Here is a 13,211-nt window from a genome sequence, read left to right as displayed (position 1 = left end):
TGACTCGGGACGCTGGAAGATGGATGAGTTTGGCTGGACACCCGGCGGCGCTCAGCCGTCGTGCAACAGGAAGCGACCGATCAACTCGCCGGGGAAGCCCCGCGCGGCGAGGAAACGGGCGCGGCGCGCCTGTTCCTTGCGGTCGCCCGGCCGGCCGGGTCCATAGCGCTTGTCGTGGACCGCGGCGAGCCGCTCCAGCCATTGCTCGGTATCGTGTTGGAGGTGGGGATCGATCAGCGCGTCGGCCAGACCCTTGCGGCGCAACTCCTCGCGCACCCGCAACGGCCCGAAGCCCTTCGCGAGGCGCTCGGCGACATAGGCCTCGGCGAGGCGCGACTCGCTGAGCAGCCCCTCTTCGCCAAGGCGATCGAGTGCGGCCTCGACCGCCTCGGGGGCGAATCCGCGGGCGACGAGCTTGCGGCGCAACTCCAGGCGGCTATGGTCGCGCGCCGCGAGCAGGCGGAGCGCGACGTCTCGCGGTTCCGGGTCCAGGGTCAGGCCTCCACCGTCGCGTCGGCCTCGGTATCGCCGACCGTCTGCGGTAGCAACTGTTCGCGGATCTTGCGTTCGATCTCGTCGGCCAGGGCGGGGTTGTCCTTCAGATAGCCGCGCACATTGTCCTTACCCTGCCCGATGCGATTGCCGCCGTAGCTGTACCAGGCCCCGGACTTCTCGACCACGCCAGCCTGCACCCCGAGATCGATGACCTCGCCGAGGCGCGAGACGCCCTCGCCGTAGAGGATGTCGAAGGTCGCCTGGCGGAACGGCGGGGCCATCTTGTTCTTGACGACCTTGACCTTGGTCTCGTTGCCGATGACCTCGTCGCCCTTCTTGATCGCGCCGGTGCGCCGGATGTCGAGGCGCACCGAGGCGTAGAACTTGAGCGCATTGCCGCCAGTGGTGGTCTCCGGCGAGCCGAACATCACGCCGATCTTCATGCGGATCTGGTTGATGAAGATGACGATGCTGTTGGAGCGCTTGATGTTGGCGGTCAGCTTGCGCAACGCCTGCGACATCAGCCGCGCCTGCAGGCCGACATGAGAGTCGCCCATCTCGCCCTCGATCTCGGCCTTCGGCGTCAGGGCCGCGACCGAGTCGACGACGACCACATCGACGGCCCCCGAGCGCACCAGCATGTCGGTGATCTCCAGGGCCTGCTCGCCGGTGTCGGGCTGGGAGACGAGGAGGTCGGTCATGTTCACGCCGAGCTTCTCGGCGTAGATCGGATCCAAGGCGTGCTCGGCATCGACGAAGGCGGCCGTACCGCCCTTCTTCTGGGCCTCGGCGAGCACATGCAGGCTGAGCGTCGTCTTGCCGGAGGACTCGGGACCGTAGATCTCGACGACGCGCCCCCGCGGCAGGCCGCCGATGCCGAGCGCGAGATCGAGCCCCAGCGAGCCGGTGGAGATGACATCGACGCTGCGCACGGCCCCGGTGTCGCCCATACGCATGACCGAGCCCTTGCCGAACTGCTTCTCGATCTGCGACAAGGCGGCGGCCAGTGCCTTCTTGCGGTTGTCGTCCATTGGCTCTCCGTAGGCGAACGCGCGACAGGAGGTCCCGTCGCTGGTCAATACACTATTATTCCATAATAAAACCGCGCTCGTCATACCCCATCATGATCATGGCCGAAGCGGCCAGCGGCGATGGATGCGATAGCGCGGCGGCCCGCCGCCGCTGCCGCCGGCGAGGACGAAGTCGCCGACGGGCCAGTCGATCGGCGCGATCGGCCGCTCGTCGGGCGGATCGGCGCCGACCTGGCGTGCGAGCGTGACATGGGGCCGATAGGGACGCCGCTCCAGGGCCAGACCACAGTCGGTCAGTCCCGCGTTGAGCCCGTCGACGAGGCGGACCAGACCGGCCGGGGTCTCGTTCGGGGCGCACCAGAGGACCCGCGGCCCGCGCCAGTGGCCGAGCCGCTCGAGCCGCAGTCGGAACGGCGCCGCATGCAGCGCATCGGCGACCTGCTCGACACAGCGGCGCTGCGACTCGCCGAGCGGGCCGAGGAAGACGAGGGTCAGATGGAGATCGGCTGGATGGGTCGGACGCCCGTGCGCAGCGGCCGCACCGCGTACCAGGGCGGCGAGCGTGCGCCGCACGGCGGCACCCGGCCAGAGGGCCAGGAAGAGGCGTTCAGTCACCCGGGCCGAGCAGTTCGCTCAGACGCTCCAGCGCGACGCGTACCGATTGGTGCCGGACCTCCTCGCGATTGCCGGCGAACTGCAAGCGTTGCGCGCTGACCTCGCCGTCGGCGAACGCCCAGGCGAACCAGACGGTGCCGACGGGCTTGTCGTCGCTGCCGCCCTCGGGCCCGGCGATCCCGGTGATCGCAATGGCGATCTGGGCATCGCTGCGGGCCAAGGCCCCGACCGCCATCGCCCGCGCGACCGGCTCGCTGACGGCCCCTTCGGTCGCGATCGTGCCGGCGTCGACGCCGAGCATCTGCGTCTTGGCCGCGTTCGAATAGACGACGAAGCCCCGATCGAACCAGCCGCTGCTGCCCGGGATATCGGTCACCACCTTGGCCAGCCAGCCGCCGGTGCAGGATTCCGCCGTCGCCAACCGCAGGCCGGCGGCCGCGAGCCGCTGACCGAGCGCGTGGGAGAGGATGTCGAGGGTCTCGGACATGATACGAGTGTCGCCCAACCGCCGCGCCGGGACAAGCCCCTCGCGCCGCTTCGGCGATCGCGCGGATACACCGTCCCGCGCCCCCCGGTTGACAGGCCCGGCACGAACCGTCATACAGACAGGAACGACAGGCCCGGCGACGGGCGTCATCGTGCCCACTCCGCCGCGGAGAACCTGACCGATGGATGACCTGACGATCCTCCACGAGCACAAACCCTCGCCCGCCAAGCTCGAGGTGCTCGGCGTCGAGGACTGGCCGATCTGGACCAAGGAGGTCTCGACCTTCCCGTGGCACTACGAGCGCGAGGAGACCTGCTACGTGCTTCGCGGGCGCTTCACCGTCACCCCCGAAGGCGGCGCGCCGCAGACCTTCGGCCGCGGCGACCTGATCCGCTTCCCGGCCGGCCTGCGCTGCACCTGGGAGGTCCACGAACCGCTCGAGAAGCACTATCGGCTCGACTGAGCCGCCAGCCAAGATCGCCGACACGCTGCCAGCGAGATGACGCGCCATGTCGACACGACCCGACCCGGGGGCCTCGTCGCTCCTGACCCTGACCCGCGCTGCCCGCCTGGCCGGCGTGAACCGCGCCGAGCTCCAGCGACGCATCCGCCGCGGCGAGATCGAGACCTTCGAGGGCCGGATCTCGGCCACCGAGCTGCTGCGGCTCTATCCGCAGATCCAGCTGAGCGACGACCAGGAGCTCGCGCGGGTCGAGCGCATCAAGGCCGAGGCGACGCCGCGCCGCGGGGGCGACACGGACACGACCCTGCCGAGCCCCGAGATCCTGGTCGCGCGGCTGCGGGCGATCAGCGAGGTCCTGACCAACAAGGTCGTCTCGCTCGAGGCCCTCGAAGGCCTCCTCGACGAACTGGCGATGCGCATCGCGGCCCTCGCCGAGGAGGCCTCGCCAGCGCTCGCCGGCCGGCTCGACGGGCTGCTCGCCTGGCTCGCCGCGAACCGTGAGGATCTCCAGACCCACCCAGGCGTTGAAAGTCAATCGAGGCTCCTGGCACGCGACACCTTCCTGCGCATCATGGCGGCCCACATCAAGCTTATCCCGAGCGGTCACGAATTCTTCGTCGAGGGCAGCGAGTCGATCCTCGACGCCTCGGTGCGCGCCGGGCTCAACCTGAGCTACGGCTGCTCGAGCGGCAATTGCGGGACCTGCAAGGCGCGCATCGTCAGCGGCGAGGTGCGCAAGATCCGCGAGCACGACTATGTCCTGAGCGAGCGCGAGAAGCAGATGGGCTACTGCCTCGCCTGCTCCAACACGGCCGTCACGGATCTGGTCCTCGAGGCCGCCGAGGCGGTCTCGGTCGCCGATCTGCCACCGCAGGAGATCCGCGCCAGCGTGCGCAAGGTCGAGCGCCTGACGCCGGATTTGGCGGTCTTGCACGTGCAGACCCCGCGCACCCAGACGCTGCGCTACATGGCCGGTCAACGAGTCCAGCTGACGCTGGAGGACGGCAGCCGCGCCGAGCGCTACGTCGCCAGCTGCCCCTGCAACGGTCGCAACCTCCAGTTCTTCGTCGCGCGCCGCCCGGACGACCCCTTCGCCGTCACCGTCTTCGACCACACCCATCACGGCCAACTCATCGAGGTGCGCGGGCCGACTGGGACCTTCGTGCTCGCCGAGGACGCCCCGGAGCCAGCCGTCTTCATCGCCTTCGGCGAGGGTATCGCACCGGTCAAGAGCCTCATCGAACACGCGGTCTCGATCGACACGATCGAGGCCTTCCACCTCTACTGGGCGGTCGCCCGCCCCGAGGACCACCACCAGGGGCACTGGGGCCGCGCGCTCAAGGAGAGCCTCGACAACTTCCACTTCACACCGCTCGTCACCGAGCGCGCCGAGGATCTGCTGGTGACGCTGGAGGCCGATCTCCCCGACGCGAGCGGGATGCGCTATTACGTCATCGGCCCGGCGGCCCAGGTCGCCGCAGTCCGCGCCCGGCTGGCCGAGCGCGGCGTCGCCGCCGAGCTGGTCCGCGCCGAGATCCTCGAGTAGGGCGGGAAAGCGCAGCGCATCCGGCCGCTTGCGATCTCTTTGCGACCGACTAGCGCCGCTGGGTCGAGGACCTGGGCCGGCGTGGCGGGAAGGCGCAGCGCATCCCGCCATAGATGACCCGTTGCCCCGGCCGGCACCGCGGCCACCGATCGACCGAACTGGGCTGGGCGCCATCCCGTCTGCCGCGGGGCGCCCACCGCCCGGGCGCCAACGACCACGACAACCGGAGAACCGCACCATGCCGATGGCCTTCCGCTCCGTCATCCTCGCGCTGCTCCTCGTCCCGCTGGCAGCCCCCGCGGCGCTGATTCGGGAAACCATCGAGTACCAGGACGGCGAGACGACCCTGAAGGGCTACCTGGTCTACGACGAGGCCCTGCCCCATAAGCGCCCGGGCGTCCTCATCGCCCACGAGTGGTGGGGGCTCAACGACTTCGTGCGCGAACGCGCCGACCGGCTCGCCGACCTCGGCTATGTCGCCTTCGCCCTGGACATGTACGGCGACGGGCGGGTCACCGCGCACGGCGACGAGGCCTCGGCCTGGATGCAGCAGGTCACGGCCAACGAGGCGGCCTGGCGTCAGCGCGCCACGCTCGGCCTCGAGGTCCTCGGGCGCCACCCGGCCGTCGACCCCGAGCGGCTCGCCGCGATCGGCTTCTGCTTCGGCGGCGGCACCGTCCTGCAACTGGCCTACGCCGGCGCCGACCTCGACGGCGTCGTCAGTTTCCACGGCCCGCTGACGCCGGCGAGCGACGTCGAGCCGGGCGGGATCACAACGAGCATCCTGGTCGCCCACGGCGAGGACGACACCTTCGTCCCACCACAGCGCATCGCCGCCTTCAAGGCCGCGCTCGACGCCGCCGACGCGGATTGGCAGATGGTCATCTACGGCGGGGCGCAGCACGCCTTCACGAACCCGGGCGCCGACGACTACGGGATCGACAATGTCCGCTACGACGCGCGCGCCGCCGAACGCTCGTGGGCGATGATGCGCCTCTTCCTGAAGGAGGTCTTCACCCGCTGAGCCCGCGCCGCGAGCCGGCCGTGTCCGAGACCGTCATCCTCTGGCTACGCCGCGACTTGCGGCTCGCCGACCACCCGGCCCTCGCCCGCGCGCGACGCGGCGCCGAGCGGCTCGTGCCCCTCTACATCGACGCCACGGCCGAGGAGGGCGACTGGCGCCCGGGGGCGGCGAGCCGCTGGTGGCTGCACCACAGCCTCGCCGCCCTCGATCGCGACCTGCGCCGACGCGGCAGCGGGCTCGTGATCGCCCGCGGCGCCGACAGCCTGGGCGCGCTGCGCCGGATCGCCACGGCCTGCGGCGCCACCCGCGTCTGCTGGGGCCGGCGCTACGAACCCGCCGCGCGGGCCGCCGACGCCCGCACCGAACTTCAGCTGCGTGCCGACGGGCTGCGCTGCGAGGTCGTCGCCGGCAACCTGCTCTTCGAACCCTGGGACCTGGCGACCGAGGCCAATGGCCCCTACCGCGTCTTCAGCGCCTACTGGCGGCGCGCCGTCGCCCGCCTCGCGGTGCCGGAGCTCATCCCGGCCCCGGAGGCCCTACCGCCGCTGCCGCCGGGCCTCTCCGGCCTCCCCATCGATGCGCTCGGCCTCCTGCCGCGCAGCCGCTGGGATGCCGGCCTGGCGCGGGCCTGGACGCCGGGCGAGGCCGGCGCGCTGGCCCGCGCCCGGGCCTTCGTCGACGGCCCACTCGCGGCCTACGGCCAACGGCGCGACCTGCCCGCCATGTCGGGCACCTCGCGCCTGTCGCCGCACCTGCACTTCGGCGAGATCGGCCCGCGCCAACTCGTGCGGATGATCGCCGAGCGCGGCCTACCCCTCGACGACGGCCCGGCCGAGCCCTACGTGCGCGAACTCGGCTGGCGCGAGTTCGCCCATCACCTCATCCACCACTTCCCGCACACGACCGACGCGCCTCTCGACGGGCGCTTCGCCGACTTCCCGTGGCAGGACGACGCGGCGCAGCTGGCCGCCTGGCAGCAGGGGCGCACCGGCATCCCGCTCATCGACGCCGGGCTGCGCGAACTCTGGGCCACCGGCTGGATGCACAACCGGGTGCGGATGGCCGCGGCGTCGCTGCTGACGAAGAACCTGCGCCTGCCCTGGCAGGCCGGCGCGCGCTGGTTCTGGGCCACGCTCGTCGACGCCGACCTGGCCAGCAACACGCTCGGCTGGCAGTGGACCGCCGGCTGCGGCGCCGACGCCGCGCCCTACTTCCGCATCTTCAACCCGGTGCGCCAGGGCGAGCGCTTCGACCCCGACGGCGACTATGTGCGGCGCTGGTGCCCGGAGCTCGCGCGCCTGCCGGCCCGCTTCATCCACCAGCCCTGGGCGGCGCCGGCCAATGTGCTCGCCGAGGCCGGCGTCCGCCTCGACAGCGACTATCCGCGCCCGATCGTCGACCTCGCCGCCTCGCGCCGCGCCGCGCTCGCGGCCTGGGAGACCATCAAGGGACGCGCCTGACCCGCGCGACAGCCGCGAGACCGTCTCCATGGACCCCATCGCCTTCCAGCCGATCGGCATCGTGCGCTCCTGCTTCACCGACAAATTCGGCATCCCGCGCCAGGCCAACCTGGTGCCGGCCGCGACCGGGCGCCTCATCCTCCAGCCGCCGTTCGACCGCGACGAGGCCCTCCAGGGGCTCGACGGCTTCTCGCACCTGTGGCTCATCTTCGTCTTCCACGACTGCCTCGGCGCCGGCTGGCGCCCGACGGTACGCCCGCCGCGGCTCGGCGGACGGCGCAAGGTCGGCGTCTTCGCCAGCCGCGCCCCCTACCGACCGAACCCGATCGGCATCTCGGCCGTCGAGTACCTGGGCGCGAAGCGCGACGGCGACGGACTCGCCCTGCATCTGGCCGGCATCGACCTGCTCGACGGCACCCCGGTCCTCGACATCAAGCCCTACGTCCCCTACGCCGACGCCCTCCCCGCCGCCCGCGCCGGCTTCGCCCCGCAGCCGCCCGAGAGCGGCTGGGCCGTCGCCTTCAGCGACGAGGCCCGGGCGCAACTCGCCGCCGCCGACCCCGACGGCGCGCGCCGACTCGAGGCCCTGATCACCCAGGTGATCCTCCAAGACCCACGCCCCGGCTACATGGACCGCTACCCGGACCGCACCGACTTCGCGATGCGCCTCTACGACCTGGAGATCCGCTGGCGCCTGGAAGGACGCACCGCCCGCGTCCTCGCCATCGACCCGACCGACCGCGCGCCAGGGACATGAAGCACAAACCCCGCAACATCGCCCCCTGGAGCGCCGAGCCCCTGGGAACGCCGAGCCCCAGCTCGGCAATCACCCCGAAAACGCCCAACCCCAACTCGGCAAACACCCCGAGAACGCCCAGCCCCAGCCCGGCCCGAGCGCCCCTCCCAGGCCGAAGGGCTGGCACAGCCGGCGTTATCTCCTCCACCTGGATTCACCTTCCGTGCCGCAGTCCATCACCTCCGGGCCGTGCCAGTGCCGCCGGGGCCGTAGGTCGGGTTAGCCCCGCGGGGCGTAACCCGACGGCCAGCGACGCGGTTCCCAACTGGGTCCGATGTCGGCTTACGGCGCGCGCCTACGTGTCCCTCCGCATCGAACGCCATACCGGCGCACCTCACCCGCCCTATGGGCGATATCCATCAAGATCCCGTGAAGGCGGGATTGTCTGGCACGCCCCAAGAGTGGCCATGGTCGAGCGCAGCGAGGATTGCCGAGCTGGGGCTCGGCGTTCCCGGCGGGGGCTAGTCGCCGGAGGGCGCCTCGCGGCGGCCGCTCAGGCGCGCATAGGTCGCCTCGATGCCCTCGCGCAGCCGCTCGGACTCGCTTTCGAGGAATTCCACGAAGGCCAAGGCGACGACCGAGAGTTCCTTGCCCTTCGGGTAGGCGACGTACCATTGTCTGAGTACCGGGAAGCCCTCGACGTCGAGGATCGCGAGTTGCGATTCGGGGCCTTCGTGGGTCAGGGTGTGCAGGGAGAGCACGGAGATCCCGAGTTGGCCGTAGATCGCGTGTTTGATCGCCTCGTTGCTGCCGAGCTCCATGCGCACGTGCGGTTTCAGACCAGCGCCCTCGAGGGTGCGGAGGACGACATCGCGGATGCCGGATCCGGGTTCGCGCATGATGAAGGGTTCGTCGCTCAGCCGCGACAGCGGGATCATCCGCTCGCCGCAGAGCGGGTGCTCACGGTGCGCTACCACGTAGAGGGGGTTCGGGGCGAATGCCTTGGAAACGAGATCGACCTGTCCCTCGTAGTTCTGGCCGAGTATGTAGAGGTCGTCCTTGTTCGCGGCGAGCCGTTCGATCACCCGGTCGCGGTTCGTCACCTTCAGCGAGACGTCGACCCCGGTGTGTTTCCGGCAGAATCGGCCCAGGACCTCGGGCGCGAAGTACTTCGCGGTCGTGATCACGCACAGGCGCAGATAGCCCTGCTTGAGCCCTTTGATGTCGGCGACCTTCATCTCGAAGCGGTCGAGCACGTCGAACATCTGCCGGACGCACTCCTCAAGGTCACGGCCGGCCTCGGTGAGATAGACCTGCCGCCCGACCTGCTCGAACAGCGGCAGGCCGATCGCATCGCTGAGCCGCTTGATCTGCGTCGAGGCGGTAGGCTGCGTGAGGTAGAGCTCATCGGCCGCCTTCGTGAAGCTCTTCAGCCGTGCGATGGCCTCGAAGACCTGCAACTGGCGCAGGCTCACGTGGCGGGCGAGATTGAGATTCGAGTCGCGCATGGCCTTGTCGTCCAGTTCGGTCCCCTGTCGCGGCCGCCATCGCTGAAGCGGTGGTCAGCGGCCGCATCCGCAACGATAGGCCCGCGCCTCACGGCCGGGCGGATGCCGGTTTCGGACCGATCGTCCCTCATGCCGGCCTCGGGTCGGGCCGGGCGCCCCCGGCCAGGGCCTCGATCCGGCACGCGAGGTCGGACCTCGCGCGGCCCACCTGCGGCGCCGCATCCTCGGCGTGGATCGTCATGTTGACATAGGTCCGGCCGAAGCTGATGTCGGGATAGAGGCCGGCCTGCTCGCAGAGCTCGGCGACCGCATCGAGGAAGTCGCGTGTCGCGTCGTAGGCGGCGAACTCGAAGCGCCGCTCGAGTCGTGACGGGCGATTGCGATGCTGCCAGGTGGTCGGGTGATGGTCCATAGGGCACTCCTCATCGGGTGGAAGCGGGTTGCCGGAGCCGGGCGATCCAGGACTCCAGTTCGCGGGTGTGTTCGAGTTCCTCTTCCATCAGCTTCGTGAAGAGTTCCCGATCGACGGTGTCGCCGATCAAGGCGCAGTAGTGGGCCGCCTCGCGGTAGATCTCGGCGGCGCGCACCTCCATGGCCCGATCGGACTCGAGGAGGTCGGTCAGCGTCGGCCCCGCCCGCGTCGGCGTCAACTGCGAGGCATTGGGCATCGCGCCGAGCTCCAGCATCCGGCGGGTCAGACGCGCGGCGTGCACCTGCTCGCCGCGCGCCTCCTCCTCGAAGTATTGCGCCACCTCCGCCAACCCCCAGAGCTCGGCGAGTCCAGCGTGCGTGAGGTACTGTTGCACAGCGCTGAACTCGTGGCTCAAGGCCCGGCCGAGATAGCCGAGGACCCTCGGGTTCGCCATGATCGCCTCCTAATTGTCGCGCTCGCGGATGCCTCGTCGCCGGGGGCCGCCGACGGGGACCGCCGCCGGCGCAGCGGCCGGCGGCGCACCGTCGCTCAGGCGCAGCCCCGCCGGCCGTCGCCGCCCGAGCCGCTCGGCGATTCGGGCAGGATGGGCTCCACCTCGCGGTGCGGGCGGGCGATGATGTGCGCCGCTACGAGCCCGTCGCCGACCCGCTCGCAGGCGTCGGCCCCGGCGCGCACCGCCGCATTCACCGCGCCCGTCTCGCCGCGCACCAGCACGGTCACGTAGCCGCCGCCAACGAACTCGCGCCCGATCAGGCGCACCTCCGCGGCCTTGGTCATGGCGTCCGCCGCCTCGATGGCGGGCACCAGACCCCGTGTCTCGATCATTCCAAGGGCGATTCCTGTGGTTTCGCTTGCCATCGAAGCAGTCTCCAGATCAAAGGACTCGGTTCACGGCTGCTCGGCTGCTTGGGCGGCGCCGAGCCTCCGATCGACCAGCTGCCGCCAGCTAGGCGGCCTGCGCCTCGCGCGGTCGCCCGGGCGGCAGGACCGGCTCCACCTCGCGGTGCGGGCGGGCGATGATGTGCGCCGCGACGAGCCCGTCGCCGACCCGCTCGCAGGCGTCGGCCCCGGCGCGCACCGCCGCATTCACCGCGCCCGTCTCGCCGCGCACCAGCACGGTCACGTAGCCGCCGCCAACGAACTCGCGCCCGATCAGGCGCACCTCCGCGGCCTTGGTCATGGCGTCCGCCGCCTCGATGGCGGGGACCAAGCCGCGCGTCTCGATCATGCCCAGCGCGATGCCGTAGTGTTCTTCAGCCATCTTCGTTCTCCTCATCTAACGTCCAGCGAAAAGGAATCGGCCAGTCGCCCTTCACCCCGAGGAGCGGCCTCGGGCGACGGCCAACGATCGATGATCCCGCCGACACTGAGATCGGTGAGGATCTGGTTACCGACGGCATGACGGGCCGCCGAGCCGCTGATCGTGAAGACCCAGTTGCCGGGCCGGCACCCGATCGTATCGACGGCCACGGCCCGCCGGCCCTGCGCGTCGCGCAGCACCCGCAGCGAGACCGCCTGCAAGCCCGCGATCCGTCGTGTGCAGACCAGCGGCCCCTCTACCTGCATGATGTCCACCCCTACTCCTCCGACCAGTGATCGATGATGCCTACGATGGTCAGATCGCTTGGGTACTCCTTGTGCCCGGCCGCGTCGCGGGCTGCGGAGCTCCCGACGCAGATCACCCAGTCGCCGGGGATGCAACCGACCGCATCGACGGCGACAAGACGGGACTTGCCGTCGCGCACGACCTGCAGGTGGCGGTGTTCCAGGCCGGGGATGCGGTTCGTCGCCACCAGCGGCTTTTCGACCTGACAGATCTTCACGACACAGGGCCCCCCCAACCTGGAATCGAGCTGCCGACGCACTCCGCCGGTCCGCTCCCCTGGCTGTCGCGCACCGTCAGATAGGTGTGCAACAGCCCCTTCTCGGCGAGGTCCGGATAGCGGGCGGCGATCGCCGCGGCGATCCGTCGACACCGCTGCACGGCGCGCTCGCGGGCGCCGGGGACCTGACCGGGATACTCGCAGCGCACCACGATCGGGATCGGCAGCCCGTGGGCGACATAGAGCCGCCTGAAGATACGGATCCCGACATCGAGGTCCGCGCCGCCCTCCTCGACCGTCCGCATGAAGGCGAAGTAGGTCAGGTTGCGCAGCTGCACGTCGGTGAAGTCGGTACCGACCCCGATGAAGCGCTCCTCGTGGCCCTGATCCGGATACCGATCGCCGTGGTGCGTCAGCACGTAGTCGATCTGCGAGAGGTTGTTCTCGACCAGCCGGGCGGCGAGGCGCAGCAGCCCCTCGTGCGGCCCGGCGGCGCGTCGGCTGACGCCCGCGGCGCCGACCCGTGCGCGGATCGCCGCGCGCGCCGCATCGGGCTCGAGATGGGCCGTCTCGACATAGAGCTCAGCGGCATCGACGCCGCGCTCGATCTCGATCCGCCCAGTGGCGTCCGGCAGGTGGACGCGCAGGGCGTCGGTGTCCGTGTCGATCCCGAGCAGCAGGGTGTCGATCGACGCACCGCAGCAGAAGCTGTTCTCGATGGCCTGGCGGAAGGCATCGAGCCGCTCGAGCGCCGCCGTCGCCGCCCGCCGCGTATCGCTGCCGTGGGCGGCACAGCCATGCGAGGCGGGATCCAGGCTGCTGAAGTGATAGATGGCCACCTTCAGGTACCGCGTCGGCGCAGCGACCGGATCGGGCTCGGCGCCCCGCAGCCGCCCGACCTCGACCGACGACCAGCGGTGCACCGCCTCCTCGACATCGAACAGCGCCCCCGCATAGGCCTTGCGGCGCACGCCACCGGGCGGCAACCGCAGCACATAACTGACGGCGTGGGCGAGGCGACCGTCGGCGCAGGGCGTCACGTTCATCTCGTGAAAGCCGCAGTCGGCGAGGAAGGCCTGGAAGGCCCCGACCTCCCCCAGCACCGCCAGCGGGCTCGACGCGAAGTGCGCGTGACTCGCCTGGCGGAAGGTCTCGAAGGTCGCCTGCGCGAACAGGGCGCGCAGATCGAGCCCATCGATCCAGGCGTCGGCCAGGATCCGCTCCGGCAGCTCGAAGCCCAGCTGTCGTTGCGCCTGCGCCTGCGCCCAGGAGACGAAGTCCTCGGCATCGCGGCGCGCCGAGATCGCCTTCAGCGTCGGCACGATCCGCGCGAACCCCTGTTTGACGCGCGACTCGTAGGCATGGAGACGCTCGTTCTCCGCGACCCGGGTCAGCGGATGATGGGGCACCGCACGGCCGGCCCGCGACGGCTGCGCCGCCGCATCCGCGCCCACCCGATCGGCCGGAGACCGCGCGCGGGGCGCATCGAGCGCGACCCGGGCGGCCTCGGCGGTCTGCACGGTCGGCGCAGCGACGAGCGGCGCCGCGTCGGCCTGGTCGGCCTCGCGGTCGGCCTCGCGCAGCGCCGTG

General features: G+C 70.9%; 17 protein-coding genes. 5 read left to right on the top strand and 12 right to left on the bottom strand.

The window, feature by feature from the left end; translation table 11 throughout:
• Positions 1–51 precede the first annotated feature (51 nt).
• The 4 genes from CKO41_RS08950 to pncC all read right to left on the bottom strand — a co-directional run bounded on the left by CKO41_RS08950 (position 52) and on the right by pncC (position 2,628).
• Positions 52–492: a regulatory protein RecX gene (locus CKO41_RS08950; protein ID WP_420826469.1), complete on the bottom strand. Its 441-nt coding sequence runs from the start codon at positions 490–492 to the stop codon at positions 52–54.
• Positions 493–494: 2 nt separating this feature from the next.
• Positions 495–1,526, bottom strand: coding sequence for a recombinase RecA (gene recA, locus CKO41_RS08945; protein WP_200251334.1), 1,032 nt, complete (start codon positions 1,524–1,526; stop codon positions 495–497).
• Positions 1,527–1,622: 96 nt separating this feature from the next.
• On the bottom strand, positions 1,623–2,141 hold the full coding sequence (gene thpR / locus CKO41_RS08940; RefSeq protein ID WP_200381880.1) for an RNA 2',3'-cyclic phosphodiesterase: 519 nt from the start codon (positions 2,139–2,141) through the stop codon (positions 1,623–1,625).
• A complete protein-coding gene (pncC, locus tag CKO41_RS08935; RefSeq protein WP_200381879.1) occupies positions 2,134–2,628 on the bottom strand; it encodes a nicotinamide-nucleotide amidase in 495 nt (164 codons plus the stop codon). The genes thpR and pncC overlap by 8 nt, the downstream gene beginning before the upstream one ends.
• 181 nt (positions 2,629–2,809) lie before the next feature.
• On the opposite strand from pncC, the gene CKO41_RS08930 reads away from it, so the two are divergent.
• The 5 genes from CKO41_RS08930 (at position 2,810) to tsaA (ending at position 7,878) form a co-directional block, all read left to right on the top strand.
• Positions 2,810–3,091, top strand: a complete 282-nt coding sequence (locus CKO41_RS08930; protein ID WP_200381878.1) for a cupin domain-containing protein — start codon at positions 2,810–2,812, stop codon at positions 3,089–3,091.
• Between the two features lie 46 nt (positions 3,092–3,137).
• A complete protein-coding gene (locus CKO41_RS08925; RefSeq protein ID WP_200381877.1) occupies positions 3,138–4,637 on the top strand; it encodes a 2Fe-2S iron-sulfur cluster-binding protein in 1,500 nt (499 codons plus the stop codon).
• A 238-nt stretch (positions 4,638–4,875) separates the two neighbouring features.
• On the top strand, positions 4,876–5,661 hold the full coding sequence (locus tag CKO41_RS08920; protein WP_200381876.1) for a dienelactone hydrolase family protein: 786 nt from the start codon (positions 4,876–4,878) through the stop codon (positions 5,659–5,661).
• A gap of 20 nt (positions 5,662–5,681) precedes the next feature.
• Positions 5,682–7,121 (top strand): FAD-binding domain-containing protein, encoded by a 1,440-nt coding sequence (locus tag CKO41_RS08915; protein WP_200381875.1) that lies wholly within the window; start codon positions 5,682–5,684, stop codon positions 7,119–7,121.
• A 28-nt stretch (positions 7,122–7,149) separates the two neighbouring features.
• Positions 7,150–7,878, top strand: a complete 729-nt coding sequence (tsaA, locus tag CKO41_RS08910) for a tRNA (N6-threonylcarbamoyladenosine(37)-N6)-methyltransferase TrmO (RefSeq protein ID WP_200381874.1) — start codon at positions 7,150–7,152, stop codon at positions 7,876–7,878.
• 500 nt (positions 7,879–8,378) lie between these two features.
• Here the strand turns inward: tsaA and CKO41_RS08905 are convergent, their stop codons facing one another.
• From CKO41_RS08905 to CKO41_RS08870, 8 genes are all read right to left on the bottom strand, one after another.
• On the bottom strand, positions 8,379–9,365 hold the full coding sequence (locus tag CKO41_RS08905; RefSeq protein ID WP_200255484.1) for a LysR family transcriptional regulator: 987 nt from the start codon (positions 9,363–9,365) through the stop codon (positions 8,379–8,381).
• 127 nt (positions 9,366–9,492) lie between these two features.
• The gene (locus CKO41_RS08900; RefSeq protein WP_200255486.1) at positions 9,493–9,777 is read right to left on the bottom strand and encodes a 4a-hydroxytetrahydrobiopterin dehydratase; all 285 of its coding nucleotides are present in this window, start codon (positions 9,775–9,777) and stop codon (positions 9,493–9,495) included.
• A 10-nt stretch (positions 9,778–9,787) separates the two neighbouring features.
• A complete protein-coding gene (locus tag CKO41_RS08895; protein WP_207143920.1) occupies positions 9,788–10,231 on the bottom strand; it encodes a ferritin-like domain-containing protein in 444 nt (147 codons plus the stop codon).
• Between the two features lie 95 nt (positions 10,232–10,326).
• Complete coding sequence (gene csoS1, locus CKO41_RS08890; protein ID WP_200381873.1) at positions 10,327–10,656, bottom strand: alpha-carboxysome major shell protein CsoS1; 330 nt, start codon at positions 10,654–10,656, stop codon at positions 10,327–10,329.
• Positions 10,657–10,744: 88 nt separating this feature from the next.
• Complete coding sequence (gene csoS1 / locus CKO41_RS08885; protein ID WP_200255402.1) at positions 10,745–11,059, bottom strand: alpha-carboxysome major shell protein CsoS1; 315 nt, start codon at positions 11,057–11,059, stop codon at positions 10,745–10,747.
• 11 nt (positions 11,060–11,070) lie between these two features.
• Positions 11,071–11,373 (bottom strand): carboxysome peptide B, encoded by a 303-nt coding sequence (locus CKO41_RS08880; RefSeq protein WP_200255403.1) that lies wholly within the window; start codon positions 11,371–11,373, stop codon positions 11,071–11,073.
• 2 nt (positions 11,374–11,375) lie between these two features.
• The gene (gene csoS4, locus CKO41_RS08875; protein ID WP_200255405.1) at positions 11,376–11,621 is read right to left on the bottom strand and encodes an alpha-carboxysome shell vertex protein CsoS4; all 246 of its coding nucleotides are present in this window, start codon (positions 11,619–11,621) and stop codon (positions 11,376–11,378) included.
• Positions 11,618–13,211, bottom strand: a 1,594-nt coding sequence (locus CKO41_RS08870; RefSeq protein ID WP_338115557.1) for a carboxysome shell carbonic anhydrase, incomplete at its 5' end; no start/stop codon positions are given. The genes csoS4 and CKO41_RS08870, both read right to left, overlap by 4 nt.

The organism is Thiococcus pfennigii (assembly GCF_016583835.1).
Taxonomy (GTDB): domain Bacteria; phylum Pseudomonadota; class Gammaproteobacteria; order Chromatiales; family Chromatiaceae; genus Thiococcus; species Thiococcus pfennigii.
This window is presented reverse-complemented; position numbering and strand designations above follow the sequence as displayed.

Excerpts from the sequence above, each read along its gene's own strand:
- recA (WP_200251334.1), bottom strand. The coding sequence starts at position 1,526 with ATGGACGACAACCGCAAGAAGGCACTGGCCGCCGCCTTGTCGCAGATC.
- pncC (WP_200381879.1), bottom strand. The coding sequence starts at position 2,628 with ATGTCCGAGACCCTCGACATCCTCTCCCACGCGCTCGGTCAGCGGCTC.
- CKO41_RS08930 (WP_200381878.1), top strand. The coding sequence starts at position 2,810 with ATGGATGACCTGACGATCCTCCACGAGCACAAACCCTCGCCCGCCAAG.
- CKO41_RS08925 (WP_200381877.1), top strand. The coding sequence starts at position 3,138 with ATGTCGACACGACCCGACCCGGGGGCCTCGTCGCTCCTGACCCTGACC.
- CKO41_RS08920 (WP_200381876.1), top strand. The coding sequence starts at position 4,876 with ATGCCGATGGCCTTCCGCTCCGTCATCCTCGCGCTGCTCCTCGTCCCG.
- tsaA (WP_200381874.1), top strand. The coding sequence starts at position 7,150 with ATGGACCCCATCGCCTTCCAGCCGATCGGCATCGTGCGCTCCTGCTTC.
- CKO41_RS08905 (WP_200255484.1), bottom strand. The coding sequence starts at position 9,365 with ATGCGCGACTCGAATCTCAATCTCGCCCGCCACGTGAGCCTGCGCCAG.
- CKO41_RS08900 (WP_200255486.1), bottom strand. The coding sequence starts at position 9,777 with ATGGACCATCACCCGACCACCTGGCAGCATCGCAATCGCCCGTCACGA.
- CKO41_RS08895 (WP_207143920.1), bottom strand. The coding sequence starts at position 10,231 with ATGGCGAACCCGAGGGTCCTCGGCTATCTCGGCCGGGCCTTGAGCCAC.
- csoS1 (WP_200381873.1), bottom strand. The coding sequence starts at position 10,656 with ATGGCAAGCGAAACCACAGGAATCGCCCTTGGAATGATCGAGACACGG.
- csoS1 (WP_200255402.1), bottom strand. The coding sequence starts at position 11,059 with ATGGCTGAAGAACACTACGGCATCGCGCTGGGCATGATCGAGACGCGC.